We start from the raw sequence: 26142 nt of genomic DNA on the forward strand, positions 1-26142 counted from the left end.
AAATGGCTAGAGATTTAAGATATACTAGAAATATTGGTATTGCAGCTCATATTGATGCTGGTAAAACCACAACAACAGAACGCGTATTGTACTATACAGGTGTTTCTCACAAGATTGGAGAAGTACATGATGGTGCAGCTACTATGGACTGGATGGAACAAGAGCAAGAAAGAGGTATTACAATTACTTCTGCAGCTACTACTTGTACATGGCAGTTTCCAAAGGAAAACGCTGAAATTCTTCCAGAAACTAAAGATTACCATTTTAATATTATTGATACTCCTGGTCACGTAGATTTTACTGTAGAAGTAAATAGATCTTTACGTGTTCTTGATGGTTTGGTTTTCTTATTTAGTGCGGTTGATGGTGTTGAGCCTCAATCTGAAACTAACTGGAGACTTGCAGATAATTATAAAGTGCCAAGAATTGGTTTCGTTAATAAAATGGACCGTCAAGGATCTGATTTTATGATGGTTTGTAAGCAAGTAAAAGAAATGTTAGGCTCTAATGCAGTGCCTATTGTTTTAAATATTGGTGACGAAGAAAACTTTAAAGGTATTGTAGATCTAGTTAAAAATAGAGCTATTATATGGCATGAAGAAGGAATGGGAGCAACATTTGATATTGTTGATATTCCTGAAGATTTAAAAGAAGAAGCTAAATTATTACGTGCTAACCTTATTGAGGAAGTAGCTAGTTATGATGAGAGTCTTTTAGAAAAGTTCATGGAAGATGAAGATTCTATTACAGAAGATGAAGTGCATGCTGCATTGAGAGCTGCTGTAATGGATATGGCAATTATTCCTATGATTTGTGGTTCTGCTTTCAAAAATAAAGGTGTTCAGTTCTTATTAGATGCTGTTTGTCGTTATTTACCTTCTCCTATGGATAAAGAAGGTATTGTAGGTGTAAACCCAGATACAGAAGAAAAAGAATTGCGTAAACCTGATGTAAAGGAGCCTTTCGCTGCTTTAGCTTTTAAAATTGCGACAGATCCTTTTGTTGGTCGTTTAGCATTCTTTAGAGCGTATTCAGGTCGTTTAGATGCTGGTTCTTATGTTTTAAATAACCGTTCAGGTAAAAAAGAACGTATTTCACGTATTTATCAAATGCATGCTAACAAGCAAAATGCAATTGATTATATTGAAGCTGGAGATATTGGTGCTGCTGTAGGTTTTAAATCTATTAAAACAGGAGATACTTTAACTGCTGAAAAATTCCCTCTAGTATTAGAGTCTATGGATTTTCCAGATCCAGTAATTGGTATTGCTGTTGAGCCTAAAACGAAAGCAGATGTAGATAAATTAGGTATTGGACTTGCTAAATTAGCAGAAGAAGATCCTACTTTTACTGTGCGTTCAGACGAAGCTTCAGGACAGACTATTATTTCTGGAATGGGTGAGTTGCATTTAGATGTACTTGTAGATCGTTTAAGACGAGAGTTTAATGTTGAAGTTAATCAAGGTCAACCTCAAGTAGAGTATAAGGAAGCAATTACTGCTGTAACTGATCATAGAGAGGTTTATAAAAAGCAATCTGGTGGACGTGGTAAATTTGCAGATATTGCATTTACAATTGGGCCAGCTGATGAAGGTGTTCAAGGATTACAATTCGATTCTGTTATTAAGGGTGGTAATGTTCCTAGAGAATTTGTTCCTTCTGTAGAGAAAGGTTTCAAAGAAGCTATGAAGAATGGTCCTTTAGCAGGTTATGAAATGGATTCAATGAAAGTTACTTTAAGAGATGGGTCTTTCCACGCAGTGGATTCTGATGCATTATCTTTTGAGTTAGCTGCAAGAATGGGTTATAAAGCTTCTGCGAAATCTGCAAAAGCAAAAATCATGGAACCTTTAATGAAGGTTGAAGTGTTAACTCCTGAAGCTAACATGGGTGATATCGTTGGGGATTTAAATAGAAGAAGAGGTCAAGTTAACGACATGAGTGATCGTGCTGGGTCTAAAGTTGTAAAAGCAATAGTTCCATTATCAGAAATGTTTGGTTATGTTACTGCTTTAAGAACGATGTCTTCTGGTAGAGCAACTTCTACTATGGAATTTTCACACTATGCAGAAACGCCTTCAAATGTATCTGAAGAAGTAATCGCAAAATCTAAAGGATAATCTACTTAATAATTACAAGATGAGTCAAAAAATTAGAATTAAATTAAAGTCTTACGATTACAACTTAGTAGATAAGTCTGCTGAAAAAATAGTTAAGACGGTAAAAAGTACTGGTGCTGTTGTAAACGGACCAATACCATTACCAACACATAAAAAGATTTTTACAGTATTACGTTCTCCACACGTAAATAAAAAATCTAGAGAGCAATTTCAATTAGCTTCTTACAAAAGATTATTAGACATTTATAGTTCTTCTTCGAAAACTATCGATGCTTTAATGAAACTTGAGTTACCAAGTGGTGTTGAAGTTGAAATAAAAGTATAATTTATATTAACTTTCGGTTTAATTTTGTTAAACCGAAAGTTTTTTATATTTTTGCAACCCGAATTAGAGTAGGGTGACGCTATTTTTTGATTTAAATTGAATAATAGTAACATGTCCAGAGCGTTTCGCGAAGGAAAAACGGTAAAAACAAAATCAGCGTTGAATTTGTTTTGCGCTGTTTTTTTTGCAAGAAACTCAAAAGGATTAAATGAAACAATAGTTTCAAACAAATAATTATTAATAGACGCGCTGGATAAATATCTATCGTCTAAAATTTTAACTAAATGTCTGGGTTAATAGGAAGAAAGATTGGAATGACCAGCTTATTCGACGAGAACGGGAAGAATATTCCTTGTACTGTAATCGAAGCAGGTCCTTGCGTTGTCACTCAGGTCAGAACCGAAGAGGTTGACGGCTATAGTGCGTTGCAACTTGGTTTCGATGACAAAAAAGCGAAGAGTTCTAACAAAGCGTTAGATGGCCACTTTAAAAAAGCTGGTGCCACTGCTAAGAAAAAAGTCGTTGAATTTCAAGGGTTTGAGCAAGAGTATAAATTAGGGGATTCTATCACGGTAGATCACTTTGAAGAAGGTGAATTTGTTGATGTGTCTGGTGTTTCTAAAGGTAAAGGTTTTCAGGGTGTTGTAAAACGTCATGGATTTGCTGGTGTAGGTCAAGCGACTCACGGTCAGCATAACCGATTAAGAGCTCCGGGTTCTATTGGTGCTGCATCTTATCCTGCAAGAGTATTCAAAGGAATGCGTATGGCAGGTAGAATGGGTGGAGATAAAGTGAAAGTTCAAAACTTAAAAGTATTAAAAGTAGTTGCTGAAAAGAACTTACTTGTTGTTAAAGGAGCAATTCCTGGACACAAAAATGCTTTTGTAACTATTCAGAAATAATGAAAGTAGCAGTTTTAGATATTACAGGAAAAGATACAGGTAGGGAAGTTGAACTTTCTAGCGATGTATTTGGTATTGAGCCTAATGATCATGCTGTTTATTTAGATGTAAAGCAGTACTTGGCGAATCAACGTCAAGGAACACATAAATCTAAAGAAAGAGCAGAAATTACTGGTTCTACAAGAAAGATAAAAAAACAAAAAGGAACTGGTACTGCAAGAGCAGGTTCTATCAAGTCTGGTGTTTTTAGAGGTGGAGGTCGTATGTTCGGTCCAAGACCAAGAGATTATTCTTTTAAATTGAATAAGAACTTAAAGCGTTTAGCACGTAAGTCAGCTTTAAGTATTCAAGCAAATGATAAAAATTTAGTAATAATTGAAGATTTTAACTTTGATTCTCCAAAAACTAAGAACTTTTTGGATGTATTAAAAGCATTAGAATTAGATACTAAAAAATCATTGTTTGTGTTAAGTAATGAAAATGCAAATGTGTATTTATCATCACGTAACTTAAAAAAGGCTAAAGTAGTTAAAGCTTCAGAAATTAATACTTATGGTGTTTTAAACGCTAACAAAGTTGTTATTACTGAGAGCTCTTTAGAAGGAATTAATACAAATTTAAGTAAATAGGGATTCAAAATGAGTATTTTAATAAAACCTATTATCACGGAAAAAGCAACTAATGATAGCGAATTATTTAATCGTTTTACATTTATTGTAGATAAGAAAGCTAATAAATTAGAAATTAAAGGAGCTGTTGAAGCAACTTATGGAGTTTCTATTTTAAGCGTTAAGACTTTAAACTATCCAATTCAAAGAAATACAAAGTTTACTAAAAAAGGTTTAGTAACTGGTATTAAAAGTGGGTACAAAAAGGCTATCGTTCAAGTAGCAGAAGGAGAAAGCATTGATTTTTATAACAATCTTTAAGAAAAGACAAAAATGTCAGTTAGAAAATTAAAACCAATAACACCAGGTCAGCGTTTTAGAGTTGTAAATGGGTTCGACACCATAACAACTGATAAGCCGGAGAAAAGTTTACTTGCTCCGAAAAAACGATCTGGAGGTCGAAACAATCAGGGTAGAATGACAACTCGTAATATAGGAGGTGGTCATAAACAAAGATATCGTATTATTGATTTCAAAAGAAATAAAAACGGTATTCCTGCAACAGTAAAAACTATAGAGTACGATCCAAATCGTACTGCATTTATTGCTTTACTTAGTTATGCTGATGGAGAAAAGCGTTATGTAATTGCACAAAACGGTTTAACAGTAGGTCAAACAATTGTATCAGGAAGTGATATTGCGCCAGAAATTGGAAATGCGATGCCATTAAGTGAAATTCCTTTAGGAACTACAATTTCTTGTATAGAATTACATCCAGGTCAAGGTGCTGTTATGGCTCGTTCTGCTGGTTCATTTGCTCAATTAATGGCAAGAGATGGTAAACATGCAACTGTTAAGTTACCTTCTGGTGAAACAAGATTAATCTTGTTAACATGTTTAGCAACTATTGGTGTTGTATCTAATTCAGATCATCAATTATTAGTATCTGGTAAAGCAGGTAGAAGAAGATGGTTAGGTAGAAGACCAAGAGTTAATGCAGTAAGAATGAACCCTGTCGATCACCCAATGGGTGGTGGTGAAGGTCGTGCTTCTGGAGGTCATCCAAGATCTAGAAATGGTATTCCTGCTAAAGGATTTAAGACTAGATCTAAGACTAAGGCTAGTAATAAGTACATTATAGAACGTAGAAAGAAATAATAAGTTATGGCAAGATCATTAAAAAAAGGACCTTACGTTCACTATAAATTAGAGAAAAAAGTGTTAGCTAATGTAGACGCTGGTAACAAAACTGTAATCAAAACTTGGTCTAGAGCAAGTATGATTACTCCAGATTTTGTAGGACAAACAATTGCTGTTCATAACGGACGTCAGTTTGTACCAGTATATGTTACAGAAAACATGGTAGGGCATAAGTTAGGCGAATTTTCACCAACTCGTTCTTTTAGAGGACACGCTGGTGCAAAAAATAAAGGAAAAAAATAGTAGGATATGGGAGTTCGTAAAAAAAACATGGCAGATCAGTTAAAAGCAGATAGAAAGCAACGTGCTTTCGCGAAGCTTACTAACTGTCCTACGTCACCAAGAAAAATGCGTTTGGTAGCTAATCAAGTAAGAGGTGTTGAAGTTGAAAAAGCTTTACAAATCTTAAAATTCAGTCCAAAAGAAGCATCTATAAATTTAGAGAAATTGTTATTGTCTGCAATTGCAAACTGGCAAGCTAAAAATGAAGATGCTCCTATTGAAGAAGCTGGATTATTTGTGAAAACTATTTGTGTAGATAGCGCAGGAATGTTAAAAAGATTAAGACCAGCTCCACAAGGTCGTGCTCATAGAATTCGTAAGCGTTCTAATCACGTTACTTTAGAGTTAGGTAGTAAGAAACTAAGTAATCAATCAAAGTAGAAATGGGACAAAAAACAAATCCAATAGGGAATCGTTTAGGAATCATCAGAGGTTGGGAATCTAACTGGTATGGTGGTAATGACTACGGAGATAAATTAGCTGAAGATTTTAAAATAAGACAGTATGTAAATGCTAGATTATTTAAAGCTAGTGTTTCTAGAGTAATTATAGAGCGTACTTTAAAACTTGTAACCGTTACTATCACAACTGCACGTCCAGGTATCATCATTGGTAAAGGAGGTCAAGAGGTAGACAAGTTAAAAGAAGAGCTTAAGAAAATTACTGGTAAAGAAGTTCAAATTAATATTTTTGAAATTAAACGTCCTGAATTAGATGCAAAATTAGTTGCAATTAGTGTAGCTCGTCAAATTGAAAATAGAATTTCTTATAAGAGAGCTACTAAGATGGCTATTCAAGCTACTATGCGTATGAACGCTGAAGGGATTAAAATCCAAATTTCAGGTCGTTTAAACGGAGCTGAAATGGCACGTTCTGAGCACTATAAAGAAGGAAGAATTCCTCTTTCTACTTTTAGAGCAGACATCGATTATGCACTTGTAGAAGCTCATACACAATACGGAAGATTAGGTATTAAAGTATGGATTATGAAGGGTGAGGTTTATGGTAAAAGAGAATTATCTCCATTAGTTGGCTTGTCTAAAAAACAAGGTGGTAATAAAGGTGGTGGTGATAGATCTAAACGTCCACAACCTCGTAGAAGAAAATAATTTTTAAAATTAGAAATTAAAAATGTTACAGCCAAAAAGAGTAAAATACCGTAAGGTACAGAAGGCGAAGGGAAATATGACTGGTATTTCTGGTAGAGGAAATCAACTTTCTAATGGAATGTTTGGTATCAAATCTTTAGACCAGAATTTATTAACTTCTCGTCAAATAGAAGCAGCTCGTATCGCGGCAACTCGTCATATGAAAAGAGAAGGTCAGTTATGGATTAAAGTTTTTCCAGACAAGCCTATCACTAAGAAGCCTTTAGAAGTACGTATGGGTAAGGGAAAAGGAGCACCAGATCATTTTGTTGCAGTTATTAAACCAGGTAGAATTTTGTTTGAAATTGGTGGAGTACCAATGGATGTAGCAAAAGAAGCTTTACGTTTAGCAGCTCAAAAACTTCCAGTAAAAACGAAGTTTATAATAGCAAGAGATTTTGATATTAACGCATAATTCTAAATAAAATGAAACAATCTGAAATAAAAGAATTATCTATAGTTGATCTTAATGAGAAACTTGGAGCGTTGCAAAAGAATTATACTGATCTTAAAATGGCTCACGCAATAACTCCTTTGGAGAATCCATTGCAATTGAGAGGTTTAAGAAGAACTGTAGCAAGAATTGCAACAGAATTAACAAAAAGAGAATTACAATAATTCTATAGTCAGTTTTAAAGATGGAAAAAAGAAATCTTAGAAAAGAGAGAATTGGTGTTGTTTCAAGTAGCAAAATGGAAAAATCTATTGTTGTTGCAGAAACTAAAAGAGTAAAGCACCCGATGTACGGAAAATTCGTATTAAAAACGAAGAAGTATGTTGCACACGACGAAAAGAATGATTGCAACGAAGGTGATACTGTTAGAATCATGGAAACAAGACCTATGAGTAAATCTAAACGTTGGAGATTAGTAGAAATCCTAGAAAGAGCTAAATAATATGTTACAGACAGAATCAAGATTAAAAGTCGCAGATAACACTGGAGCAAAAGAAGTTTTAGTGATTAGAGTTTTAGGAGGAACAAGAAAACGTTACGCAAGTATTGGAGACAAGATTGTAGTATCTGTTAAATCTGCTACTCCAAACGGAGCTGTAAAGAAAGGTCAAGTATCTAGAGCAGTTGTTGTAAGAACGAAAAAAGAAGTAAGACGTAAGGACGGATCATACATCAGATTTGATGATAACGCTTGTGTACTTTTAAATCCTACTGAGGAGATGAGAGGAACTCGTGTTTTTGGCCCTGTTGCTCGTGAACTTCGTGAGAAACAATTCATGAAAATAGTATCATTAGCACCTGAAGTGCTTTAAATCATTATACAAGATGAAGAAGTTCAAAATTAAAGCAGGAGATACTGTAAAAGTAATTACAGGTACTAGTAAAAATTCTGAAGGTAAAGTATTACAAATCCTTAAAGATAAGGATAGAGTAATAGTAGAAGGTGCTAACTTAGTTTCTAAACATACTAAGCCAAGTGCTCAAAACCCTCAAGGTGGTATTGTTAAAAAAGAAGCATCTATTCATATTTCTAACGTTATGTTAGTTGAGGATGGAGTTGCTGTAAGAGTAGGTTATAAAGTTGATGGAGATACGAAGACTAGAATCTCTAAAAAAACTAAAAAATAATAATAATCATGAGTTACGTACCAAGATTAAAAGCAGAATACAAAGAAAGAGTTGTAAAAGCTCTTACTGAAGAATTCAGTTATAAGAATGTAATGCAGGTGCCTAAATTAGAAAAAATAGTTGTTTCTAAAGGTGTTGGTGCTGCAATTGCAGATAAGAAATTAATAGATTATGCTTTAGAAGAGTTGACTAAAATTACAGGTCAAAAAGCTATTTCTACAATGTCTAAAAAAGATATTGCTGCATTTAAATTACGTAAAGGGATGCCAATTGGTGTTAAAGTTACTTTACGTGGAGATAAAATGTACGAATTTTTAGACAGACTAGTTACAGCTTCTTTACCACGTGTAAGAGACTTTAACGGTATAAAAGCTAATGGTTTTGATGGAAGAGGTAATTACAATTTAGGAATTACTGAACAGATCATCTACCCAGAGATAAATATTGACCAAGTGAAAAAAATTAACGGTATGGATATTACTTTTGTAACATCTGCAGATACTGATAAGGAAGCTAAGTCATTATTAGGAGAATTAGGTTTACCATTCAAAAAAAATTAAGAAATGGCTAAAGAATCAATGAAAGCTCGCGAACGTAAGAGAGCGAAAACAGTTGCAAAATATGCAGAAAAGAGAAAAGCTTTAAAAGAAGCTGGAGACTATGAAGCATTGCAAAAATTACCAAAGAACGCTTCACCAGTAAGAATGCATAATAGATGTAAATTAACTGGACGTCCTAAAGGATATATGAGACAATTTGGTTTATCTCGTGTTACGTTTAGGGAAATGGCAAATCAAGGTTTAATACCAGGCGTTAAAAAGGCAAGTTGGTAGAAAACTAAAATAAAGCTTATTAATAAAAATAGAATGTGTATATTTGCGCGCTCTATTTTTTTTGAGTATAAGAATTTTAACTGATTATAGGTTCAATTATCACAGAGAAATCTGTAGCATAAATAGAGGTAATTTGAAAACCGTAATCGCAATATAAATAAATATGTATACAGATCCAATCGCGGATTTTCTTACCAGAGTAAGAAATGCAATCGCAGCAGGACACAGAGTAGTAGAAATTCCAGCTTCAAACTTGAAGAAGGAAATGACTAAAATTTTGTTTGATCAAGGGTATATTTTAAGCTACCAGTTCAATGACGATAAAGTTCAGGGAACAATTAAGATAGCTTTAAAGTACGAAAGAGACACAAAAGAGTCAGTAATTAGAAAAATTCAACGTATCAGTACACCTGGTTTACGTAAATACGTTGGTTCGACTGAGATGCCAAGAGTATTGAACGGACTTGGAATTGCTATTGTTTCAACATCTAAAGGTGTTATGACAAACAAAAAAGCACGTCAAGAGAATGTTGGAGGAGAAGTTTTATGTTACGTTTATTAATCTAAGGAAATGAGTAGAATAGGAAAAAATCCCGTTAGCATTTCACAAGGTGTAGATGTAAACATAAAAGACAATGTTGTAATCGTAAAAGGAAAGTTAGGTGAATTATCACAAACTATTTCTGAAGGTATTACAATTAAAATTGAAGATGGAACTATCACCTTAGATAGAACTTCTGAAAGTAAAAACCATAAAGCACAACATGGTTTAATGAGAGCTTTGATCGCTAATATGATTGAAGGTGTAAGTAAAGGTTGGACTAAAGATTTAGAATTGGTTGGTGTAGGTTATAGAGCCTCTAATCAAGGACAGAAATTAGATTTAGCTTTAGGTTTCTCTCATAATATTGTTTTAGAAATTGCTCCAGAAGTAAAAGTTGAAACAATATCTGAGAAAGGGAAAAACCCAATCATTAAATTATCTTCATTTGACAAACAATTAGTTGGTCAGATTGCTGCAAAGATTCGTTCTTTCAGAGCTCCAGAGCCTTATAAAGGAAAAGGAGTTAAGTTTGTTGGTGAAATATTAAGAAGAAAAGCAGGTAAATCTGCATAATATATAATATTATTATGGCATTATCAAAGCTACAAAGAAGAGTTAGAATTAAGCGTAGAATTAGAAAAATAGTTTCAGGTACAGCTACTAAACCAAGATTATCGGTTTTTAGAAGTAATAAAGAAATATACGCTCAATTAGTAGACGATGTAAACGGAGTAACATTAGCTTCAGTTTCATCTAGAAATAAAGAAATTAAGGCAGGTACTAAAGTAGAAGTAGCAGCAGCAGTAGGTAAAACTATCGCAGAAAAAGCTACTAAATCAGGAGTAGAAACAATTGCTTTCGATAGAAACGGATATTTATATCACGGTAGAGTTAAAGTATTAGCTGACGCTGCAAGAGAAGCTGGTTTAAAATTTTAAGAAATTATGCAAGGATATAAAAACGTAGAAAGAGTTAAGCCTAGTGGGTTAGAACTTGTTGATAGATTAGTAGGTGTACAACGTGTTACTAAAGTAACTAAAGGTGGTAGAGCATTTGGTTTCTCTGCAATCGTAGTTGTTGGAGATGGTAACGGTGTTGTTGGACATGGATTAGGTAAATCTAAAGATGTTGCATCTGCAATTGCAAAAGCAATTGAAGACGCAAAGAAAAATTTAGTTAGAATTCCTATTTTAGATGCAACTTTACCACATGAACAAAAAGGTAAATTTGGTGGTGCAAAGGTGTTTTTAAAACCTGCATCTCATGGTACAGGGGTTATTGCCGGTGGTGCTGTAAGACACGTCTTAGAGTCTGTTGGTATACATGATGTATTATCAAAATCTCAAGGATCATCAAACCCTCATAACGTAGTTAAAGCAACTTTTGATGCTTTATTACAGTTACGTAGTGCAGCAGTAATAGCTAAACAAAGAGGAATTTCTTTAGAGAAAGTATTTAACGGATAAATCTAAGAACGATGGCAAGAATAAAAGTTACACAAGTAAAAAGTCAAATCGGGCGTCTTCAAAGTCAAAAAAGAACTTTAGAAGCATTAGGTTTACGTAAAATGCACCAAACTGTAGAGCATGAGGCAACTCCTTCTATAGTAGGTATGGTAAATACAGTTAAACACTTAGTTTCTTTCGAAGAAATTAAATAAGATATTTATAAAAAATGAGTTTACACAATTTAACACCAGCAGAAGGTTCCATTAAAAAAGGAAAAAGAATTGCAAGGGGTGAAGGATCTGGAAAAGGTGGTACTTCTACAAGAGGTCACAATGGTCAGAAATCTCGTTCAGGTTATTCTAAAAAGGTAGGTTTTGAAGGAGGGCAAATGCCACTTCAAAGACGTGTGCCAAAATTTGGTTTCACAAACATCAACCGTATTGAACACCAAGGTATCAATTTAGATAAATTACAGTCTTTAGTTGATAGTGGTAAGATAACAGATACAGTTAATTTAGAGGTTTTAATTGCTAATAGATTAGCAGGTAAAAACGACTTAGTAAAAATACTAGGTGGTGGAGAGTTAAAAGCTAAATTAAACATAACTGTACATAAATTTACAGCAACAGCAAAAGCAGCTATTGAAGCTGCTGGAGGAGAAGCTGTTACTTTATAACATCCCGTAAATGATGAATTTTATTAATAGATTAAAAGAAATTTTTAGCATTGAAGAATTAAAGAATAAAATTCTTCTAACTATCGGTTTAATTGCTGTATATCGTTTTATGGCTGCTGTTCCATTACCTGGAATAGACCCATTACAATTGTCAGCTTTAAAAAGTAGCGCTGAAGGTGGTCTTTTAGGATTATTGAATGCATTTACAGGAGGAGCATTTGCTAGAGCGTCAGTAATGGCACTTGGTATTATGCCATATATTTCTGCTTCTATTGTAGTTCAGTTAATGGGAATTGCGGTTCCTTATTTACAGAAACTACAAAAAGATGGAGAAAGTGGACGTAAAAAAATTACACAAATAACTAGATGGTTAACTATCGGTATAACTTTGGTACAAGCACCAACGTATATTACTGCTATTAAAACTCAGTTTGGTTTAGGACCAGAAGCATTTTTGGTAACTGGTCCAACTTTTTGGGTATCATCAATCATTATTTTAACTGCAGGAACAATTTTTGCAATGTGGTTAGGAGAGCGTATTACAGACAAAGGTGTTGGTAATGGTATTTCATTATTAATTACAGTTGGTATACTCGCTAATTTTCCAGCAGCATTTTTACAAGAATTTGTTGCAAAAACAACAAATGCTGGAGCTGGTGGAATTATGATGGTTTTAATTGAAATCATTGTTTGGTTTGTAGTAATTTTATTAACTGTGCTATTAGTCACTGCTGTTCGTAAGATTGCAGTACAGTATGCCAGAAGAACAGTTGCAGGGAACGTACAAAATGTTGCAGGATCAAGAGATTATATCCCTTTGAAATTAAATGCAGCAGGAGTTATGCCTATTATATTTGCACAAGCAATTATGTTTTTACCAGTTGCTTTGGCTCAAAGGTTTCCATTTATGGCAAGCTTACAAGATATGAATGGTCTTGGTTATAATGTTATTTTTGCACTTTTAATTATCATTTTTAGTTATTTCTATACTGCTATTACTATTCCAACGAATAAAATGGCAGAGGATTTAAAAAGAAGTGGTGGATTTATTCCAGGTATTAGACCTGGGAAAGACACAGCAGATAGATTAGATTCTGTTTTATCTAGAATTACGTTTCCAGGATCGTTATTCTTAGCAGCATTATCTATATTACCAGCAATTGTAGGCCAGTTTGGAGTACAACAAAGTTGGGCTATGTTTTATGGTGGTACATCATTAATAATTATGGTTGGAGTTGCAATTGATACGTTGCAACAAATTAACTCTTATTTATTAAATCGTCATTATGATGGATTAATGAAAGCAGGGAACAGCAACAGAAAATCAAATAAATAATATGGCTAAACAATCAGCAATTCAACAAGATGGAACTATTACAGAAGCATTATCTAATGCTATGTTTCGTGTCGAATTAGAAAATGGACATATTGTAACGGCTCACATTTCTGGTAAAATGCGTATGCATTATATCAAATTATTACCTGGAGATAAGGTGAAATTAGAAATGAGCCCATATGATTTATCAAAGGCAAGAATTACTTACAGATACTAAAAAAACAAAACAAAACAGATGAAAGTTAGAGCATCAGTTAAAAAGAGAAGTGCCGACTGCAAAATAGTTCGCAGGAAAGGTAGATTATACGTAATTAATAAACAAAATCCTAGATTTAAACAAAGACAAGGGTAATGGCAAGAATAGCAGGTATTGATATTCCAAAGAATAAAAGAGGAGTTATCGCTTTAACTTACATCTTTGGTATAGGAAGCAGCAGAGCAATTAAAGTTCTAGCAGAAGCAAAAGTAGATGAGAGCATTAAAGTTCAAGATTGGACAGATGATCAAATCGCAGCAATTAGAGAACAAGTAGGATCTTTCACAATTGAAGGAGAATTACGTTCTGAAGTACAGTTGAACATCAAACGTTTGATGGATATCGGTTGTCAAAGAGGAATTCGTCATAGACTTGGTCTTCCATTAAGAGGACAAAGAACTAAGAATAACTCTCGTACAAGAAAAGGTAAGAGAAAAACTGTAGCTAACAAGAAAAAATAAGTTAGACAAAGTAATCAAGATCTAATAATAGTTTAACTATAAAATTAGAAAACTAAATTACTAAAACTGAAAAATTATGGCAAAAGCAAGTTCAAAAAAGCGTAAAGTAATAATTGAAGCTATTGGAGAGGCGCATGTAACTGCATCCTTTAATAACATCATTATTTCTTTAACAAATAAAAAAGGTGACGTTATTTCTTGGTCATCTGCAGGTAAAATGGGTTTTAGAGGTTCTAAAAAGAATACTCCATATGCAGCTCAATTAGCAGCAGAAGATTGTGCAAACGTTGCAAAAGAAGCAGGTTTACGTAAAGTAAAAGTTTATGTAAAAGGACCTGGTAATGGTAGAGAATCAGCAATCAGATCTATCCACAATGCAGGAATCGAAGTAACTGAAATTATTGATGTTACACCTATTCCTCATAATGGATGTCGTCCACCAAAGAGAAGAAGAGTATAATTAAATATTTTAACTTGATGGGAATCAGATTATCGAAGGAGAAAGCCTTAATTCATAATCCCCATCTATAACACAAAAAGAAATGGCAAGATATACAGGACCAAAAACAAAAATTGCTCGTAAATTTGGCGAGGCAATTTTTGGAGAAGATAAAAACTTCGAAAAAAGAAATTTCCCTCCAGGACAGCATGGAAATGCTAGAAGAAGAGGTAAGAAATCTGAATATGCAACTCAATTAATGGAGAAGCAGAAAGCTAAATATACTTATGGTATTTTAGAGCGTCAATTCAGTAACTTATTCAAACAAGCATCTTCTGCTTCAGGAATTACAGGTGAAATTTTATTACAATTATGTGAATCTCGTTTAGATAACGTAGTTTACAGAATGGGTGTTTCTAACTCTAGAAGTGGAGCTCGTCAATTAGTTTCTCACAGACACATTACTGTTAACGGTGAAATCGTTAACATTCCATCTTATAGTTTAAAAGAAGGAGATGTTGTTGCTGTAAGAGAAAAATCTAAATCTTTAGTTGCTATTGAAAGTGCATTGGCATCTAACAGCAATGTATTTGAATGGTTAACTTGGAATAATGATACTAAAACTGGAACTTTTGTAAAAGTACCAGCTAGATTACAGATCCCAGAAAACATCAAAGAACAATTAATCGTAGAATTATATTCTAAGTAATAATTTAATCATATTGAGATTCAGCCAAAGGGTCTATTTGTATTCTTCATACTTATAGACCGCGCAACTGAATAACAATTAAAAAGAAGAAATATGGCAATTTTAAATTTTCAAAAGCCCGATAAAGTAATAATGATTGAATCTACAGATTTTTCTGGTAGATTTGAATTCAGACCCTTAGAACCTGGGTTTGGTTTAACTGTAGGTAATGCTTTAAGAAGAGTATTATTATCTTCTTTAGAAGGATTTGCAATTACATCATTAAGAGTTGACGGAGTTGAACATGAGTTTTCTACTGTTCCTGGAGTAGTAGAAGATGTTACAGAAATTATCTTAAACTTAAAACAAGTACGTTTTAAGAAACAAATAGATGAAACTGATAGAGAAACTGTTTCTGTTTCAGTATCTGGTCAAGAGCAGTTTACTGCTGGAGACTTACAGAAATTTATCTCTGGTTTTCAAGTATTGAACCCAGATTTAGTAATCTGTAATATGGATAAATCTGTAAAATTAAATGCAGAAATTACCATTGAAAAAGGTAGAGGATTTGTACCTGCGGAAGAAAATAAAAAAGCTTCTGCACCAATAGGAACAATCTTTACTGATTCTATCTACACACCAATTAAGAATGTTAAGTATGCAATCGAAAATTTCCGTGTAGAGCAAAAAACGGATTATGAAAAATTAGTTTTCGATATCGATACTGATGGATCAATCAATCCTAAAGATGCATTAACAGAAGCTGCTAAAATTTTAATCCACCACTTTATGTTATTCTCTGATGAGCGTATCACTTTAGAGGCAGATGAAATTGCACAGACAGAAACATATGATGAAGAATCATTACACATGCGTCAGTTATTAAAAACTAGATTAATCGATATGGATTTATCTGTTAGAGCTTTAAATTGTTTAAAGGCTGCAGAAGTAGATACATTAGGAGATTTAGTTTCTTTTAACAAAAGTGATTTAATGAAATTTAGAAACTTTGGTAAAAAGTCATTAACAGAACTAGAAGAATTAGTTATTGTTAAAGGTTTAAGTTTTGGAATGGATTTAACAAAATACAAATTAGATAGAGATTAATTTTTCATATTTTGCTCCTCAAAATGAGTAGATGCAAGATGAAACAATAAAACAAAGGTCATGAGACACGGTAAAAAACACAATCATCTAGGAAGAACAACTTCGCACAGAAAAGCGATGTTAGCTAATATGTCTTGTTCTTTAATAGAACACAAACGTATTAATACAACAGTGGCAAAAGCAAAAGCTTTAAGAGTTTTTGTTGAACCATTAATTACAAAGTCTAAAAGTGATACAACCCACAATAGACGTATTGTATTTTCTTATTTACGTGATAAATATGCAGTTACAGAATTATTCAAAGAAATTTCTGTAAAAGTAGGAGACAGACCAGGAGGTTACCTTCGTATTATCAAATTAGGAAATCGTCAAGGAGATAATGCTCCTATGGCAATGGTAGAATTAGTTGATTACAACGAAATCTATAATCCTAATGGTAAAAAAGCAAAGAAAACTACTCGTAGAGGAAAAAGCAAAAAAGCTGATTCTGCACAAGTAGAAGGAACTGCAACAGAAGAAAAATCTGAAGAATAAAAAATGAAAATTTTTTAAAATATAAAAAAAGGGATAAACGTTTACGTTTATCCCTTTTTTTATATTTTTGCATTAACTAACACAACAACTATCAATGAAATATCAAACACGCAAAAGGGCTTTAGTTTTATTAGCAGATGGAACAATTTTTTACGGAAAATCTGTTGGAATTGAAGGCACTTCTACAGGAGAAATCTGTTTTAATACAGGTATGACAGGTTACCAAGAAATATTTACTGACCCATCTTACTTTGGTCAATTAATGGTTGCAACAAATGCACATATTGGTAATTATGGAGTTAATAATAAAGAAGTAGAATCTGATGGAATTAAAATATCAGGCTTAATTTGTAGAAATTTTAGCTTTAATCATTCAAGAGTAGATTCTGATGGTAATTTAAAAGATTGGTTTGCTGAACATAATTTGGTCGCTATTTCCGATGTTGATACAAGAGCATTAGTCGCTTATATTAGAGATAATGGAGCTATGAATGCAATTATTTCTACTGATGTAGATAATATTGATGCTTTAAAGAAACAATTGTCTGAAGTACCAAGTATGGAAGGTTTAGAATTGGCTTCTAAAGTATCAACTAAAGAACCTTATTTGGTAGGAGATGAAAATGCTGAAATTAAAATTTCTGCTTTGGATATCGGTATTAAAAAGAATATTTTAAGAAACTTAGCTAAAAGAGGAGCTTGTATTAAAGTTTTTCCATATAATTCATCTTTTGAAGATTTAGCATCTTTTAACCCTGACGGGTATTTTATTTCAAATGGTCCTGGTGATCCTGAACCATTAGTTGATGCACAACAAGTAGCTAAAGAAATTATAAAAAGAGATTTACCTTTATTTGGTATCTGTTTAGGACATCAAGTAATTGCGTTAGCAAACGGGATTTCTACTTATAAGATGCACAATGGTCATAGAGGTATAAACCATCCTGTTAAAAATTTATTAACTGGTAAAGGTGAAATCACTTCCCAAAATCATGGTTTTGCGATTAGTAGAGAAGAAACTGAAGCTAGTGAAAATGTTGAGATTACTCATGTACATTTAAATGATCATACTGTTGCAGGTATTCGTTTAAAAGACAAGAATACATTTTCTGTACAATATCATCCAGAAGCTAGTCCAGGACCACATGATTCTGAATATTTATTTGATCAATTTATAGAAAATATTAAAGGAGCAAAGTAATTTATATCGTAACTTAAGCTTTGTTGGTCGAATGTTTTTGGTCATTCATATATTCTTTAATGCTTAGTTATATTTAAAATACTATCTTTGAATGGTGATGTAAAAATCACATTCTTTTTCATAGCAATTTCCCACTCATTCTGTGAGTGGGTTTTTTTATTTACCCAAATTATTCTTAGCAAACGTTTTCGTAATTAATCTAAGACAAACTATAAAATGCCTTAGACATTTCGTAATTTAGCAATCGTAACTAGAAGATTTAAAATTAATTAAAACATAATAAAATGAGTATTATAATCAGCGTTCACGCACGTCAAATTTTTGATTCAAGAGGTAACCCAACAGTAGAAGTAGATGTAACTACAGAAAATGGTATTTTAGGTAGAGCAGCAGTTCCTTCTGGGGCTTCTACAGGAGAACATGAAGCTGTTGAATTACGTGATGGTGGTAAAGATTACATGGGAAAAGGTGTTTTAACAGCAGTAAGTAATGTAAACAACATTATTGCAGCTGAGTTATTAGGAACATCTGTTTTCGAACAAAATGCAATTGATCAATTAATGATTGATTTAGATGGTACTCCAAACAAATCTAAATTAGGAGCTAATGCTATTTTAGGAGTTTCTTTAGCTGCTGCTAAAGCTGCTGCTAACGAGTTAGGTATGCCTTTATACAGATATGTTGGTGGTGTTTCTGCTAATACGTTACCATTACCAATGATGAACATCATTAATGGTGGTTCTCACTCAGATGCACCTATTGCGTTTCAAGAATTTATGATAATGCCAGTAAAAGCAAAAACATTTTCTGAAGCAATGAAAATGGGATCTGAAATTTTTCATAACTTAAAGAAAGTTTTACACGACAGAAACTTATCAACAGCTGTTGGTGATGAAGGTGGATTTGCACCTAATTTAGCAGGAGGAACTGAAGATGCTTTAGAAACTATCGAATTAGCAGTTAAAAATGCTGGTTATTCTTTTGGTGATGAGATTAAAATCGCTTTAGATTGTGCTGCTGCAGAATTTTTTGTTGATGGTAAATACGATTACACTAAATTTGAAGGAGAAACAGGTAAGATTAGAACTAGTAAAGAACAAGCAGATTATTTAGCTGAATTAGCTGGTAAATACCCTATTATTTCTATTGAAGATGGAATGGATGAGAATGACTGGGAAGGAACTAAGTATTTAACTGAGTTAATTGGTGATAAAGTACAATTAGTTGGTGATGATTTATTTGTTACTAACGTGGAGCGTTTAGCAAGAGGGATTAAAGAAGGTATTGCAAACTCAATCTTAATTAAAGTAAACCAAATTGGTAGTTTAACAGAAACTATTGCAGCTGTTAATATGGCTAAAAATGCTGGTTATACTTCAGTTATGTCTCATAGATCTGGTGAAACAGAAGATAATACTATTGCAGATTTAGCAGTAGCTTTAAACTGTGGTCAAATTAAAACAGGTTCTGCTTCTCGTTCTGATAGAATGGCAAAATACAATCAATTATTACGTATTGAAGAAGAATTAGGAGAAACAGCTTATTTTCCAGGAGAAAATGCATTTAATATCTAAGAAAAATTCTTTCTTAAAAACAAAACCTCATAAGAAATTATGAGGTTTTTTTTATGGAATTCATACATAAATTAAGGTTATCTTAATATATCTAAAATCTATTAGAACAACCTTTCAAAATACTGTAAAATATCTTATCTTCGTAGCACTAAACAACACGAAAAAACCATCACCAAATGTCAGATACGGCTAAATTAATAATAGGAGATAAATCTTACGAATTTCCACTAGTAAAAGGAACAGAAAATGAAGTTGCCATTAATATTAAAACATTAAGAGCAGCAACAAATGGAGTGATAACTATTGACCCTGGTTATAAAAATACTGGTTCTTGTGAAAGTGCTATTACTTTTTTAGACGGAGAAAAAGGAATTTTACGATATAGAGGTTATTCTATTGAAGAATTAGCTAAAAAAGCAGATTTTTTAGAAGTATCTTATGCTTTAATATTTGGAGATTTACCTAATGAAAAACAATTAGATAAATTTAAGAAAGATATTAAGGATCATTCATTGGTAGATGATGATGTTAGAAAAATTTTGGAAGCATTTCCAAAGACAGCACATCCAATGGGAGTTTTGTCTTCATTAACGAGTGCTTTAACAGCTTTTAATCCAGCTTTTGTTAATATTCACTCTGAAGAAGACATGTATCAAGCTGTCGTTAGAATTTTGGGTAAATTTCCAATATTAGTTGGTTGGACAATGCGTAAGAAAAAAGGATTACACTTAAATTATGGAAGAAAATCTTTAAGTTATGTAGAAAACCTTATGTACTTAATGTTTAAACAGCCTAATGAAGATTTTGAAATGAATCCTGTCATTAAAAATGCATTAGATAAATTATTAATTTTGCATGCAGATCACGAACAAAACTGTTCTACATCTACTGTAAGAATAGTAGGTTCTTCTCATGCAGGTTTATTTGCTTCTCTTTCTGCAGGAATTTCTGCACTTTGGGGACCATTACATGGTGGAGCAAATCAAGCCGTTTTAGAAATGTTAGAAGCTATTAAAGCTGACGGTGGAGATACTAAGAAATACATGGCTAAAGCGAAGGATAAAAATGATCCTTTCCGTTTAATGGGATTTGGACATAGAGTTTATAAAAATTTCGACCCTAGAGCTAAAATTATTAAGGCAGCAGCAGATGAAGTTTTAAATGACTTAGGTGTTGATGATCCTATTTTAGAAATAGCAAGAGGATTAGAAAAAGAAGCATTAAGTGATCCTTATTTTGTTGAAAGAAAATTATATCCTAATGTAGATTTCTATTCAGGTATTATATACAGAGCTATGGGGATTCCTGTAGAAATGTTTACTGTAATGTTTGCTTTAGGACGTTTACCTGGTTGGATTGCACAATGGAAAGAAATGCGTCTTAACAATGAGCCAATTGGTAGACCACGTCAAATTTATACAGGAGAAAATTATAGAGAATTTACAGAGTTAAATAAAAGATAATTTTTATTATATTTACAAAAAAAACAAAGCTTCATAATTTTATGAAGCTTTTTTTATCCCTACATATATGTTAAAACTAAATATTAAAAACGAAACTTCAAGATTAAGAGCCGTAATTTTAGGAACAGCACAAAGTAATGGAAGTGTTCCTAAAGTAGAAGATTGTTACGACCCTAAGAGTGTTGAGCATGTTTTATCTGGTACGTATCCTAAAGAGGAAGATATGATTTTAGAAATGGAAGCTTTAGCTGCCGTTTTTAAAAAATATAATGTTCAGGTTTTTAGACCAGAAGTAATTGAGAATTATAATCAAATATTTTCTAGAGATATTGCTTTTGTAATTGATGACATCTTTATTGAAGCTAATATTCTTCCTGATAGAGAAAGGGAATATAAAGCTCTAGGAGAAATAATTTATCAAATAGATCCAGAAAAGGTTGTTGTTTTACCAGAAGAATGTCATGTAGAAGGTGGTGATGTTATGCCTTGGAATGATTATCTTTTTATTGGAACTTATTCTGGTAGTGATTATGCAGATTATATAACTGCACGTACAAATATTGATGCAGTAATTGCTTTACAAGAATTATTTCCTAATAAAAAAGTTAAGTCTTTTGAATTAAGAAAATCGAATACGAATGCAAAAGAAAACGCATTGCATTTAGATTGTTGTTTTCAGCCTATAGGAAAAGATAAAGCAATTCTTCATAAAAACGGTTTTTTAGTTGAAAGTGAATATGAATGGCTGGTTAATTTCTTCGGAAAAGAAAATGTTTTTGAAATTACGAAAGAAGAAATGTACAATATGAATAGTAACGTTTTTTCAATTTCTGAGGAAGTTATCATTTCAGAAAAAAACTTTATTAGATTAAACACATGGTTAAGAAATAATGGCTTTACTGTAGAAGAAGTTCCTTATGCTGAAATAGCCAAACAAGAAGGTTTATTACGCTGTTCTACTTTACCATTGATAAGAGATTAAGTTCGGTTTTTTGCCTTTCTTATTAGTGAAAATGTTAAATTATTTTTTTTGTAAGTAGCTTTTATAATAAATAAAGTCTCTAAATAATAAGTTGTCTGTAACTTTTTATTTAGAGATTTTAAATTTTAAGATTGTCTGATAGATTTAATTATTCTAATAATAAAGCATAACTAACAACGCTTATCATCAATCATAAAAAAAACTATTCATCAATCCATCCTATGATCGCATTGGCTACAAAACGAGGTTCTGGGGGCAATGAATAAATGTCTTTTTCATAATTTTTATTATAAGGTGAAATATTCATAATCGTATCATCTACAACTAAAGTGCTACTTCCTCCAGGATCAAATCCCATCGCTTTTTCCATTCCGTATTTTAAAAGAATGTCTACCATGTCAAAATGTGTCGCTCCCACCGATTCTCTTATTCGACCGTTTACCATAAGTACCATAAGTTTACCTTCTTTTGTAATACCAACCGCTATTTTAGGTCCACGCATATCTGTAAAATCTAATCTAGCTGCTTGTGTTTTAATTGAGTTAGATGTTTTCCAGCCTTCATTCTCCATATTTAAAATTTGTTTTCCACCATCAATTAGCATTGGTCCAGCTTCAATTGCATATGATATTTCATTCCAATTATAAGGATTGGTTTCGGGTTCTAATAACTGAATATCTAATGGAATTCCTTCTGCAAAAACATCTTTAGAAAACAAAGAAGAAGGTATCGATAACGTGATTCCTACCGGTATAACAGGCACCGTTTCATTTACTTTCGTATTAATAATTTGCTTTACTGTATTTCCTGCTATTCTTATAATAACATTTCCATTTCCTTTTATGGTTTCTTCGGTATAAGATAAGTCATAAAAACAAGGTTCTGTAATACTATGTTTATTATAGTAACTAGAAGAAAATACTAGATTTTTTTGTTTACTTTTTATAATAAACCCTGCTTTGCTGTTTACTTTTCTGATATCTACATCACCATTTTTATAGATAATAAAAGCAGGTTTGTTAAAAAGTGGTGGACAAAAGACTTTATTATTCATAATTAATAATCCTAAAGGAGACCCAATGTACGTTTCTGGCAAACCTAGTTTTCCAACCAATTCAGGATTTAAGATATAACCACCATTCCAAGCTAATTCAATTTTATTAGGATTTTTGCTTTTCTTTTGATATTCCTTGATGAGTGCAGGGACATTTTTAGGTTCTTTATTGGCAATATGTGCTGCAAACTTCCATTTGTGTTGCTTGGTGTCAATTTCGGCTAATACACCGCTCCAAGGTAATCCATCTTCATAGACGCCTCCAGCAAAGGATGATTTTACTTTTTCTACAGTTTTGGTTTCTTTTAAACTGTCATTTATTTGTTCTAATAGCTTCGCGATAGGAGTTCCGTTTTCAATAGCATCTTTAGAAATAAGTTGCAATAATTTTTTTTCTCCAAGTTTGTCTTTAAGTGTTTTGCATAAATCACTTTTTAAAACTGTATCAAAATCTTTAGCAGTTTGAATAGGAGTTGGAAAAGCTAATGTAGTTCTTACTGCTGCTGGTACAAACTGAATAAATCCACTATCTTTTGGGATTCCCATTATTTTGGAAGTCATTGTATGTAATACTTTTCCAATATGAAAATGATCTATTTCTATAATATCAGTCATCATTGCGGCATACTCGCCATTGGTGATTATAAAACCATTTGCTTCCTTAATATCTCGTAAAATCTTAATAGCTTTTTCTCCCATTTGCGGGAAATGGACACCTTCTGACCATTGTTTCGTTTCTATGATTTGAACAACACCAGTTTTAAATAATAAACCTAATTCTGGCTCTTTTCCACTTTCTAAATATTCTTTAATATTGGCATTGGAAAACCATTTTGTAATTCTTGGCTCGTGAATAAATATATAGATTTTTTCTAATTCTTGTACTTTATCTTTAAGTACTTCCTCCGTAAGTTCTTCTTCAATTTTAAGTTTTAGTTGGGCACGAATAGGTTGTAATACAAAATATTCTAACTCATGTTTAATGTATCGCCCAGGGAAATATCCTTTTGGAACATTGTTTTTTAATTTTTCTGTTAAAATTTTTCTATCATCAATTCCTAAAAACTTACTATTTGTCAATTGAAATAATGCCAATTCCCAATCAGCAAAAAATTGTGGTGCCAAGGTTAAATCGGGTAGATGTTCTGGTTTAAAAACATCGCTATAAATCATATTTACCAAACCTGTTACTTCTTGATATGTAAATTGTTGATAAGCAAATTTCTTTTTATTTCTATGTCTGTATGATAAGGCATGATCATGTCTTATTGTAAGCTCTCCATCAACATGTTTAAAAATATCATCAATGGCATTATAATAAGTATGTATAAGTTCTAAATCGGTGTTTACCAAGTCTGGAATATCATTTTCCATCATTCTGGCATAATTCATTACTTTTCCTTTTATGAGTTGTTCTTCTACTCTAAAAAAACTTGGATCAATCAAAGATTTTAAATAGGTCATAAATGCCAATCTTCCATAACCGGGTAAATAATGTCTCGTTTTTTTATTAAGAATAGCATGTAAATCTTCATTTTCGAAATTTACCATGTTTTTGTATTCTTCTAATAAACTAACCACTTGTGAGTTCACTTCATTAGAAATAGCCCCTAATTGCAAATGCATTCTTCCTAGAATATATTGCATGTTTTTTTGTAGCGCTTCTATACTGTAACGTTTATTTATAACGCTTCTGTTATGTGTAACATCTACCATTCTGTTTTGAGGATAAAACACGTGATCACATATTTTTTCAGCCAATTGTTTCGGAACTTTAGAACCTTTAAATTCTAAAACATTTAAACGTAAAGATGCATCTAAATGGCGACCGATAACTTCATCATAAACTTCTCTTGGCTCGTATTGTCTACAAAATATTGGAGTTCCACAAGCTGCAGCTTCTATAATTGGCAAACCTCTTCCTTCGGTCTGACTTGGTAATAAAATTAAAGAAGCAACATCATATAGTTGCTCAATATCTAATGGTTTTTTGTGTTTTTTCTTAAAATCATTTTTATCAAATTCACTAAATAAAAATCCAAGTAGTACTCTGGATTTGAATTCCTTTGGAAGGTCTTTTAGGAAGTTTTTAAAGTCTTTTTTTAAGTCGTGATAATAATTCTGTTGACCATGAGGAATAGGTCCTGAAACAATTAAAGAAAGTTTTAATTGTGGATTTGTAAGAAATTTTTCTGCAAATGAATCGTAAGAAAATAAGCGTTTAATAAGTTTAAAATTTAGCTCAATAGATTTTCTGCTGATAACTCGTGTTGGTTGTAAAAAAACAATGTTATTATTTACAAAATCAAAATTTTGAACGGTTTTGTAACCAAACAATATAGGTTTTAATGATCGTTCACTTGTAGTATGATCTGCAACTTTGTGTACGGTTATTGTCTCTTTTTTATTTGCAAAAATAGTAGAAACTTGCATAAACGCTTTGATAATATCACGCTTACTCATTTGGTGCATTTTGGTATCTACCGCTGTTCCTAACAAAGCAACATTTGCAGGATTATGACCATTGATATCTATCAGGTGGTTTTGTTGAATTTTATTGATGTTTACATTCATCCAAGAACGACTTTCCCATGGATATATCGTTTCAATAAGAGAGAAGAATTCACCAACATGTGCATTGTGAAAAAAGAAATCTCTTGGTCCTTTTTTGAGACCTTTCTGTTTAATATCTACGGTTCTATTACCACCTTCCCAATAAAAATCATGGTTATTATTAATAACTGGAATTCCTAAATATTCAGAAATTAGAACAGTAGCCAAAGCCAAAGAAACATTACCTGGGTTGGAACAAACGTTGATTAAATACAAGACAGAAATATCATTTTCTTCAATATAACTTCCTAATTTTTCTACAAGAACTAACACTTCTTTCCAAAACTTACCAATAAGATTATTGTACTCGGTACTACCGCGTTCCATTTTAATTCTAAAAAAATCATCGTATAATGGCCACGCATCAAAAGCTTCCATTTCTGGGATTACTTTTCTAAAGGCATCTTTTGGAATTAGCTCATCGGCTTCTTGCTTTATATCCCCAGCTACAAAATGAATGGGAATATTGGGATAAAGACTCTTAAAAGTCTTGGCGTATTTTTCAGTTTCGACTGTAATACCATCTATAGTAAAGTAAAAAGTTAAAAAAGCGATTCCTCCTTTTTCTAATTGCGTATCGAAGGATTTCTTATCTCCTTTAAAAGCCGATTTGGAACTTTGTTCTTTAAATTTATCAATAAATAGTCCTAAATCAAACCAAGTATTTATTTTTTCATTTTTTAGTTCTTTTAATATGTTTGAAATTTTTGCTCTTTTTGTATTCGTCATTTAAAGTTTTTGAAATTCTTACTGTTTTAATTGTTCT

General features: G+C 32.4%; 35 protein-coding genes. 34 read left to right on the plus strand and 1 reads right to left on the minus strand.

Features of this window, described 5'->3' with window-relative positions; all coding sequences use genetic code 11:
* The first annotated feature begins 2 nt into the window (after positions 1 to 2).
* The 34 genes from fusA (at position 3) to BTO07_RS16930 (ending at position 21709) form a co-directional block, all read left to right on the plus strand.
* Complete coding sequence (fusA, locus tag BTO07_RS16765; protein WP_087522436.1) at positions 3 to 2120, plus strand: elongation factor G; 2118 nt, start codon at positions 3 to 5, stop codon at positions 2118 to 2120.
* Positions 2121 to 2139: 19 nt separating this feature from the next.
* Positions 2140 to 2445 carry a 30S ribosomal protein S10 gene (gene rpsJ / locus BTO07_RS16770; RefSeq protein WP_004568745.1) on the plus strand — a complete coding sequence of 102 codons (306 nt, stop codon included), beginning with the start codon at positions 2140 to 2142 and terminating at the stop codon, positions 2443 to 2445.
* A gap of 284 nt (positions 2446 to 2729) precedes the next feature.
* Entirely contained in the window at positions 2730 to 3347 is a 618-nt protein-coding gene (gene rplC, locus BTO07_RS16775) for a 50S ribosomal protein L3 (RefSeq protein ID WP_087522437.1), read from the plus strand.
* Positions 3347 to 3976 (plus strand): 50S ribosomal protein L4, encoded by a 630-nt coding sequence (gene rplD / locus BTO07_RS16780; protein ID WP_087522438.1) that lies wholly within the window; start codon positions 3347 to 3349, stop codon positions 3974 to 3976. The genes rplC and rplD overlap by 1 nt, the downstream gene beginning before the upstream one ends.
* 9 nt (positions 3977 to 3985) lie before the next feature.
* Positions 3986 to 4276, plus strand: coding sequence for a 50S ribosomal protein L23 (gene rplW, locus BTO07_RS16785; RefSeq protein WP_087522439.1), 291 nt, complete (start codon positions 3986 to 3988; stop codon positions 4274 to 4276).
* A 12-nt stretch (positions 4277 to 4288) separates the two neighbouring features.
* On the plus strand, positions 4289 to 5113 hold the full coding sequence (gene rplB / locus BTO07_RS16790; protein WP_087522440.1) for a 50S ribosomal protein L2: 825 nt from the start codon (positions 4289 to 4291) through the stop codon (positions 5111 to 5113).
* 6 nt (positions 5114 to 5119) lie between these two features.
* Entirely contained in the window at positions 5120 to 5398 is a 279-nt protein-coding gene (gene rpsS / locus BTO07_RS16795) for a 30S ribosomal protein S19 (protein ID WP_018943594.1), read from the plus strand.
* A 6-nt stretch (positions 5399 to 5404) separates the two neighbouring features.
* Positions 5405 to 5818 carry a 50S ribosomal protein L22 gene (rplV, locus tag BTO07_RS16800; protein ID WP_087522441.1) on the plus strand — a complete coding sequence of 138 codons (414 nt, stop codon included), beginning with the start codon at positions 5405 to 5407 and terminating at the stop codon, positions 5816 to 5818.
* A 2-nt stretch (positions 5819 to 5820) separates the two neighbouring features.
* Positions 5821 to 6546, plus strand: coding sequence for a 30S ribosomal protein S3 (gene rpsC, locus BTO07_RS16805; protein ID WP_087522442.1), 726 nt, complete (start codon positions 5821 to 5823; stop codon positions 6544 to 6546).
* A 22-nt stretch (positions 6547 to 6568) separates the two neighbouring features.
* Positions 6569 to 7000 carry a 50S ribosomal protein L16 gene (rplP, locus tag BTO07_RS16810; protein WP_087522443.1) on the plus strand — a complete coding sequence of 144 codons (432 nt, stop codon included), beginning with the start codon at positions 6569 to 6571 and terminating at the stop codon, positions 6998 to 7000.
* Positions 7001 to 7011: 11 nt separating this feature from the next.
* Positions 7012 to 7203, plus strand: coding sequence for a 50S ribosomal protein L29 (rpmC, locus tag BTO07_RS16815; protein WP_087522444.1), 192 nt, complete (start codon positions 7012 to 7014; stop codon positions 7201 to 7203).
* A 20-nt stretch (positions 7204 to 7223) separates the two neighbouring features.
* The gene (gene rpsQ / locus BTO07_RS16820) at positions 7224 to 7481 is read left to right on the plus strand and encodes a 30S ribosomal protein S17 (protein ID WP_004568734.1); all 258 of its coding nucleotides are present in this window, start codon (positions 7224 to 7226) and stop codon (positions 7479 to 7481) included.
* Between the two features lies 1 nt (position 7482).
* The gene (gene rplN, locus BTO07_RS16825) at positions 7483 to 7851 is read left to right on the plus strand and encodes a 50S ribosomal protein L14 (protein WP_087522445.1); all 369 of its coding nucleotides are present in this window, start codon (positions 7483 to 7485) and stop codon (positions 7849 to 7851) included.
* Between the two features lie 13 nt (positions 7852 to 7864).
* On the plus strand, positions 7865 to 8167 hold the full coding sequence (gene rplX / locus BTO07_RS16830; RefSeq protein WP_087522446.1) for a 50S ribosomal protein L24: 303 nt from the start codon (positions 7865 to 7867) through the stop codon (positions 8165 to 8167).
* Positions 8168 to 8175: 8 nt separating this feature from the next.
* On the plus strand, positions 8176 to 8727 hold the full coding sequence (gene rplE, locus BTO07_RS16835) for a 50S ribosomal protein L5 (protein WP_087522447.1): 552 nt from the start codon (positions 8176 to 8178) through the stop codon (positions 8725 to 8727).
* 3 nt (positions 8728 to 8730) lie between these two features.
* Entirely contained in the window at positions 8731 to 9000 is a 270-nt protein-coding gene (rpsN, locus tag BTO07_RS16840) for a 30S ribosomal protein S14 (protein ID WP_087522448.1), read from the plus strand.
* A gap of 163 nt (positions 9001 to 9163) precedes the next feature.
* Positions 9164 to 9562 carry a 30S ribosomal protein S8 gene (gene rpsH, locus BTO07_RS16845; RefSeq protein ID WP_087522449.1) on the plus strand — a complete coding sequence of 133 codons (399 nt, stop codon included), beginning with the start codon at positions 9164 to 9166 and terminating at the stop codon, positions 9560 to 9562.
* Between the two features lie 9 nt (positions 9563 to 9571).
* The gene (rplF, locus tag BTO07_RS16850; RefSeq protein WP_087522450.1) at positions 9572 to 10117 is read left to right on the plus strand and encodes a 50S ribosomal protein L6; all 546 of its coding nucleotides are present in this window, start codon (positions 9572 to 9574) and stop codon (positions 10115 to 10117) included.
* A gap of 14 nt (positions 10118 to 10131) precedes the next feature.
* Positions 10132 to 10482, plus strand: coding sequence for a 50S ribosomal protein L18 (gene rplR / locus BTO07_RS16855; RefSeq protein ID WP_087522451.1), 351 nt, complete (start codon positions 10132 to 10134; stop codon positions 10480 to 10482).
* 3 nt (positions 10483 to 10485) lie between these two features.
* Positions 10486 to 11010: a 30S ribosomal protein S5 gene (gene rpsE / locus BTO07_RS16860; RefSeq protein ID WP_087522452.1), complete on the plus strand. Its 525-nt coding sequence runs from the start codon at positions 10486 to 10488 to the stop codon at positions 11008 to 11010.
* Positions 11011 to 11021: 11 nt separating this feature from the next.
* Positions 11022 to 11204: a 50S ribosomal protein L30 gene (rpmD, locus tag BTO07_RS16865; RefSeq protein WP_068451547.1), complete on the plus strand. Its 183-nt coding sequence runs from the start codon at positions 11022 to 11024 to the stop codon at positions 11202 to 11204.
* A gap of 14 nt (positions 11205 to 11218) precedes the next feature.
* Complete coding sequence (gene rplO, locus BTO07_RS16870; RefSeq protein ID WP_087522453.1) at positions 11219 to 11668, plus strand: 50S ribosomal protein L15; 450 nt, start codon at positions 11219 to 11221, stop codon at positions 11666 to 11668.
* Between the two features lie 13 nt (positions 11669 to 11681).
* On the plus strand, positions 11682 to 13004 hold the full coding sequence (secY, locus tag BTO07_RS16875; protein WP_087522454.1) for a preprotein translocase subunit SecY: 1323 nt from the start codon (positions 11682 to 11684) through the stop codon (positions 13002 to 13004).
* Between the two features lies 1 nt (position 13005).
* Complete coding sequence (infA, locus tag BTO07_RS16880; protein WP_004568721.1) at positions 13006 to 13221, plus strand: translation initiation factor IF-1; 216 nt, start codon at positions 13006 to 13008, stop codon at positions 13219 to 13221.
* An 18-nt stretch (positions 13222 to 13239) separates the two neighbouring features.
* Complete coding sequence (gene ykgO / locus BTO07_RS16885) at positions 13240 to 13356, plus strand: type B 50S ribosomal protein L36 (RefSeq protein WP_004568720.1); 117 nt, start codon at positions 13240 to 13242, stop codon at positions 13354 to 13356.
* A complete protein-coding gene (gene rpsM, locus BTO07_RS16890) occupies positions 13356 to 13721 on the plus strand; it encodes a 30S ribosomal protein S13 (RefSeq protein WP_036825726.1) in 366 nt (121 codons plus the stop codon). Before ykgO ends, rpsM begins: the two co-directional genes overlap by 1 nt.
* Positions 13722 to 13797: 76 nt before the next feature.
* Positions 13798 to 14181, plus strand: coding sequence for a 30S ribosomal protein S11 (gene rpsK / locus BTO07_RS16895; protein WP_077809818.1), 384 nt, complete (start codon positions 13798 to 13800; stop codon positions 14179 to 14181).
* An 82-nt stretch (positions 14182 to 14263) separates the two neighbouring features.
* Positions 14264 to 14869, plus strand: a complete 606-nt coding sequence (gene rpsD, locus BTO07_RS16900) for a 30S ribosomal protein S4 (protein ID WP_087522455.1) — start codon at positions 14264 to 14266, stop codon at positions 14867 to 14869.
* Between the two features lie 93 nt (positions 14870 to 14962).
* The gene (locus tag BTO07_RS16905) at positions 14963 to 15955 is read left to right on the plus strand and encodes a DNA-directed RNA polymerase subunit alpha (protein WP_087522456.1); all 993 of its coding nucleotides are present in this window, start codon (positions 14963 to 14965) and stop codon (positions 15953 to 15955) included.
* Positions 15956 to 16015: 60 nt separating this feature from the next.
* Positions 16016 to 16489 (plus strand): 50S ribosomal protein L17, encoded by a 474-nt coding sequence (rplQ, locus tag BTO07_RS16910; RefSeq protein ID WP_087522457.1) that lies wholly within the window; start codon positions 16016 to 16018, stop codon positions 16487 to 16489.
* A 94-nt stretch (positions 16490 to 16583) separates the two neighbouring features.
* Positions 16584 to 17690, plus strand: coding sequence for a glutamine-hydrolyzing carbamoyl-phosphate synthase small subunit (gene carA / locus BTO07_RS16915; protein WP_087522458.1), 1107 nt, complete (start codon positions 16584 to 16586; stop codon positions 17688 to 17690).
* Between the two features lie 284 nt (positions 17691 to 17974).
* Positions 17975 to 19264, plus strand: coding sequence for a phosphopyruvate hydratase (eno, locus tag BTO07_RS16920; protein WP_087522459.1), 1290 nt, complete (start codon positions 17975 to 17977; stop codon positions 19262 to 19264).
* A gap of 176 nt (positions 19265 to 19440) precedes the next feature.
* On the plus strand, positions 19441 to 20727 hold the full coding sequence (locus BTO07_RS16925; protein WP_087522460.1) for a citrate synthase: 1287 nt from the start codon (positions 19441 to 19443) through the stop codon (positions 20725 to 20727).
* A 67-nt stretch (positions 20728 to 20794) separates the two neighbouring features.
* Positions 20795 to 21709 (plus strand): dimethylarginine dimethylaminohydrolase family protein, encoded by a 915-nt coding sequence (locus BTO07_RS16930; protein WP_087522461.1) that lies wholly within the window; start codon positions 20795 to 20797, stop codon positions 21707 to 21709.
* A gap of 202 nt (positions 21710 to 21911) precedes the next feature.
* On the opposite strand, the gene BTO07_RS16935 is transcribed toward BTO07_RS16930, so the two are convergent.
* The gene (locus BTO07_RS16935; protein WP_087522462.1) at positions 21912 to 26105 is read right to left on the minus strand and encodes a phosphodiester glycosidase family protein; all 4194 of its coding nucleotides are present in this window, start codon (positions 26103 to 26105) and stop codon (positions 21912 to 21914) included.
* Positions 26106 to 26142: the final 37 nt, after the last annotated feature.

This window comes from Polaribacter sp. SA4-12 (genome assembly GCF_002163675.1).
Lineage (GTDB): Bacteria > Bacteroidota > Bacteroidia > Flavobacteriales > Flavobacteriaceae > Polaribacter.

What these genes read in the sequence shown, in the direction of transcription:
- rplB (WP_087522440.1), top strand. Translation starts at nt 4,289, where the DNA reads ATGTCAGTTAGAAAATTAAAACCAATAACACCAGGTCAGCGTTTTAGA.
- BTO07_RS16935 (WP_087522462.1), bottom strand. Translation starts at nt 26,105, where the DNA reads ATGACGAATACAAAAAGAGCAAAAATTTCAAACATATTAAAAGAACTA.
- rpsD (WP_087522455.1), top strand. Translation starts at nt 14,264, where the DNA reads ATGGCAAGATATACAGGACCAAAAACAAAAATTGCTCGTAAATTTGGC.
- fusA (WP_087522436.1), top strand. Translation starts at nt 3, where the DNA reads ATGGCTAGAGATTTAAGATATACTAGAAATATTGGTATTGCAGCTCAT.
- rplW (WP_087522439.1), top strand. Translation starts at nt 3,986, where the DNA reads ATGAGTATTTTAATAAAACCTATTATCACGGAAAAAGCAACTAATGAT.
- rpmC (WP_087522444.1), top strand. Translation starts at nt 7,012, where the DNA reads ATGAAACAATCTGAAATAAAAGAATTATCTATAGTTGATCTTAATGAG.
- rpsS (WP_018943594.1), top strand. Translation starts at nt 5,120, where the DNA reads ATGGCAAGATCATTAAAAAAAGGACCTTACGTTCACTATAAATTAGAG.
- rplR (WP_087522451.1), top strand. Translation starts at nt 10,132, where the DNA reads ATGGCATTATCAAAGCTACAAAGAAGAGTTAGAATTAAGCGTAGAATT.
- rplC (WP_087522437.1), top strand. Translation starts at nt 2,730, where the DNA reads ATGTCTGGGTTAATAGGAAGAAAGATTGGAATGACCAGCTTATTCGAC.
- rpsK (WP_077809818.1), top strand. Translation starts at nt 13,798, where the DNA reads ATGGCAAAAGCAAGTTCAAAAAAGCGTAAAGTAATAATTGAAGCTATT.
- rpsC (WP_087522442.1), top strand. Translation starts at nt 5,821, where the DNA reads ATGGGACAAAAAACAAATCCAATAGGGAATCGTTTAGGAATCATCAGA.
- secY (WP_087522454.1), top strand. Translation starts at nt 11,682, where the DNA reads ATGAATTTTATTAATAGATTAAAAGAAATTTTTAGCATTGAAGAATTA.
- infA (WP_004568721.1), top strand. Translation starts at nt 13,006, where the DNA reads ATGGCTAAACAATCAGCAATTCAACAAGATGGAACTATTACAGAAGCA.
- rplD (WP_087522438.1), top strand. Translation starts at nt 3,347, where the DNA reads ATGAAAGTAGCAGTTTTAGATATTACAGGAAAAGATACAGGTAGGGAA.
- BTO07_RS16905 (WP_087522456.1), top strand. Translation starts at nt 14,963, where the DNA reads ATGGCAATTTTAAATTTTCAAAAGCCCGATAAAGTAATAATGATTGAA.
- rplQ (WP_087522457.1), top strand. Translation starts at nt 16,016, where the DNA reads ATGAGACACGGTAAAAAACACAATCATCTAGGAAGAACAACTTCGCAC.
- rpsM (WP_036825726.1), top strand. Translation starts at nt 13,356, where the DNA reads ATGGCAAGAATAGCAGGTATTGATATTCCAAAGAATAAAAGAGGAGTT.
- rplX (WP_087522446.1), top strand. Translation starts at nt 7,865, where the DNA reads ATGAAGAAGTTCAAAATTAAAGCAGGAGATACTGTAAAAGTAATTACA.
- rplV (WP_087522441.1), top strand. Translation starts at nt 5,405, where the DNA reads ATGGGAGTTCGTAAAAAAAACATGGCAGATCAGTTAAAAGCAGATAGA.
- rpsN (WP_087522448.1), top strand. Translation starts at nt 8,731, where the DNA reads ATGGCTAAAGAATCAATGAAAGCTCGCGAACGTAAGAGAGCGAAAACA.
- rpsQ (WP_004568734.1), top strand. Translation starts at nt 7,224, where the DNA reads ATGGAAAAAAGAAATCTTAGAAAAGAGAGAATTGGTGTTGTTTCAAGT.
- rpmD (WP_068451547.1), top strand. Translation starts at nt 11,022, where the DNA reads ATGGCAAGAATAAAAGTTACACAAGTAAAAAGTCAAATCGGGCGTCTT.
- rpsJ (WP_004568745.1), top strand. Translation starts at nt 2,140, where the DNA reads ATGAGTCAAAAAATTAGAATTAAATTAAAGTCTTACGATTACAACTTA.
- rplN (WP_087522445.1), top strand. Translation starts at nt 7,483, where the DNA reads ATGTTACAGACAGAATCAAGATTAAAAGTCGCAGATAACACTGGAGCA.
- carA (WP_087522458.1), top strand. Translation starts at nt 16,584, where the DNA reads ATGAAATATCAAACACGCAAAAGGGCTTTAGTTTTATTAGCAGATGGA.
- rplF (WP_087522450.1), top strand. Translation starts at nt 9,572, where the DNA reads ATGAGTAGAATAGGAAAAAATCCCGTTAGCATTTCACAAGGTGTAGAT.
- BTO07_RS16925 (WP_087522460.1), top strand. Translation starts at nt 19,441, where the DNA reads ATGTCAGATACGGCTAAATTAATAATAGGAGATAAATCTTACGAATTT.
- eno (WP_087522459.1), top strand. Translation starts at nt 17,975, where the DNA reads ATGAGTATTATAATCAGCGTTCACGCACGTCAAATTTTTGATTCAAGA.
- rplP (WP_087522443.1), top strand. Translation starts at nt 6,569, where the DNA reads ATGTTACAGCCAAAAAGAGTAAAATACCGTAAGGTACAGAAGGCGAAG.
- ykgO (WP_004568720.1), top strand. Translation starts at nt 13,240, where the DNA reads ATGAAAGTTAGAGCATCAGTTAAAAAGAGAAGTGCCGACTGCAAAATA.
- BTO07_RS16930 (WP_087522461.1), top strand. Translation starts at nt 20,795, where the DNA reads ATGTTAAAACTAAATATTAAAAACGAAACTTCAAGATTAAGAGCCGTA.
- rplE (WP_087522447.1), top strand. Translation starts at nt 8,176, where the DNA reads ATGAGTTACGTACCAAGATTAAAAGCAGAATACAAAGAAAGAGTTGTA.
- rplO (WP_087522453.1), top strand. Translation starts at nt 11,219, where the DNA reads ATGAGTTTACACAATTTAACACCAGCAGAAGGTTCCATTAAAAAAGGA.
- rpsH (WP_087522449.1), top strand. Translation starts at nt 9,164, where the DNA reads ATGTATACAGATCCAATCGCGGATTTTCTTACCAGAGTAAGAAATGCA.